The sequence below is a fragment of the Shewanella sp. 11B5 genome (assembly GCF_002836795.1).
Taxonomy (GTDB): domain Bacteria; phylum Pseudomonadota; class Gammaproteobacteria; order Enterobacterales; family Shewanellaceae; genus Shewanella; species Shewanella frigidimarina.
In genome coordinates this window covers 1-2008 of record NZ_PJAP01000693.1, presented here as the reverse complement: position 1 = coordinate 2008, position 2008 = coordinate 1, and the positions used below count along the sequence as shown (strand labels likewise).

Here is a 2008-nt window from a genome sequence, read left to right as displayed (position 1 = left end):
AGTGCACAGCAGAGAAACAGTGAAGCAAAACGCCTTGATGCACTGTACGCCTCTCGAGGTGTATCGCAGCAGTTAACCGATCAAGCTCAAAGTGATGCCGTTACGGCTGAGGCTAACTTACTTGCCGCCAAAGCACGCTTAACTAAGCTAGTGGTAAGCCGTGGACGCAATGGCGAAGATAATTTAAAAGTGCGTCAAGCTCAAAACCGTTTGGCTCAAGCAGAGTTAAACCTGTCTTACACTCAAATTCGCGCCGATCAAAATGGGGTGGTAACCAACTTACAGTTAGAAGTCGGCAGCTTTGCCACTGTCGGTCAGCCGCTATTGGCTGTGGTGTCAGAAACCGTTGATATTATTGCTGACTTTAGAGAAAAAAGTTTACGAGGTATTGAGCCACAATCAACTGCACTTATTGCTTTTGATGGTCAACCTGGGCGTTTGTATCATGCCAAAGTGAGTACCGTAGATGCTGGTGTGAGTGCCGGGCAATTTGATGCAAATGGCCGTTTAGCTGATCCGCAAGAGTCTGTACGTTGGGTACGTGACGCTCAGCGTTTACGTTTACACCTTGAACTTGACCACCAAGGCGTTTATGCATTACCTGCTGGAGCACGTGCAACGGTGCAATTAGTCCCCAATAGTGGTTTGCTTGGCTTCTTAGCTAAGGTTCAAATCAAGGTTATCAGCACACTGCATTATATTTATTAACGTCGCCATTAAGCTCAATATTGCTTGTTACTAATCACTATATCAAATCACACTCAAGACAATGCAGCAGGTTATTCATTTAGCGTGCTGTATCTTGTATCAATGCCCTAGGTTGTTCATATGTTATTACGCCATAGTCCTTTGACTCAAAACGATTTACGTCAATGTTTACGCATTGCAACAGGCGCCACGCTAGGGTTTGCAATATGCAAGTTTTTCGATCTCAGTTATGGTGTTTTTTTTACCGTCACTCCAATGTTATTGCTCGGTTTAGTCCCTGTGATGAATGCCCATGCGATGAGGCAATTGTTGGCATCATCTGTAATGTCTGGGATTGAAGTAGGTATTTTAGGCGGTTTATTTGGTGCTCACCCAGGGGTGATATTACCTATTGTGTTTGTGCTTTTTTTGTATCGTTTTGCAGCAATGTCACGCGGTAGCTTGTTTTTATTTGGCGCTAATGGGGTTATCAGCTTAAGCATTATGCTGCACTTTGCCAGTTATCCAAGTGTCGATATTAATAATCTCATTTTTAGTAATTTTTGGGCGACGGCAGCATCAGTCGTCATTGCTTATGCTATGACGGCTCTATGGCCCGATGTTGAACCAAGAACGCCAGTTGCTGCGGTGGTTAAAGTGCCTAACCGTATGCGCCATGAAGCGTTACTCGGAGCATCTATTGCAACTGCATCATTTGTGGTTTTTCAGGTCTTTAACTTACGTGATTCTATGTCTGCTCAAGCCACCACCTTGTTATTGTTATTCCCAATGCATTGGAATGGTGCACTCGGTTATGCCCGCAAACGAGCTATCGGCACCTTGTTTGGCGTGACTTTTGGCTTGGTGGGACAAGGGTTACTCTATGATTGGTCCGGATTATTGATTTTTGTGATACCACTATTGTGGATAGGCTTAATGTTGTTTAGCCAAGTACACGTGAGAGAAGCGAGTGGCTCAGGTGTGGGATTCGGTGCTATGACTACCTTAGGGATATTATTCGGTCAATATTTAACTCCAGATAATGACTTAGTTTTTAGTGCGTTGTACCGGATAAGCAGTATCTTAGTCGCTATCGTGGCAACATTATTACTGTGTTATGTGATGCATCGGTTATTAAATCGATTTGAAGCTACTCGATTTGGTTGAACAATTGATGTGTGCGGTAAATTGATCTAATTTGAGCATATTCACCATCCGTGGGCTGATTTCAATCGCAATTTGGAAGTGGATATTATAGAAGTATTAGATTGCTTTGCAGAACAACTTGATAATTGACTGATAATATTAGATATAACGTACG

At 43.1% G+C, this 2008-nt stretch carries 2 protein-coding genes; both read left to right on the top strand.

Annotation, left to right across the window (positions count from 1 at the left end; genetic code table 11):
* The coding region (locus tag CXF78_RS15400) for an HlyD family secretion protein (protein ID WP_102037282.1) at window positions 1-708 on the top strand (708 nt) is incomplete at its 5' end.
* A gap of 120 nt (window positions 709-828) precedes the next feature.
* The gene (locus tag CXF78_RS15395) at window positions 829-1854 is read left to right on the top strand and encodes a DUF2955 domain-containing protein (protein WP_102037281.1); all 1026 of its coding nucleotides are present in this window, start codon (window positions 829-831) and stop codon (window positions 1852-1854) included.
* Window positions 1855-2008 lie beyond the last annotated feature (154 nt).

What these genes read in the sequence shown, in the direction of transcription:
- CXF78_RS15395 (WP_102037281.1), top strand. Translation starts at nt 829, where the DNA reads ATGTTATTACGCCATAGTCCTTTGACTCAAAACGATTTACGTCAATGT.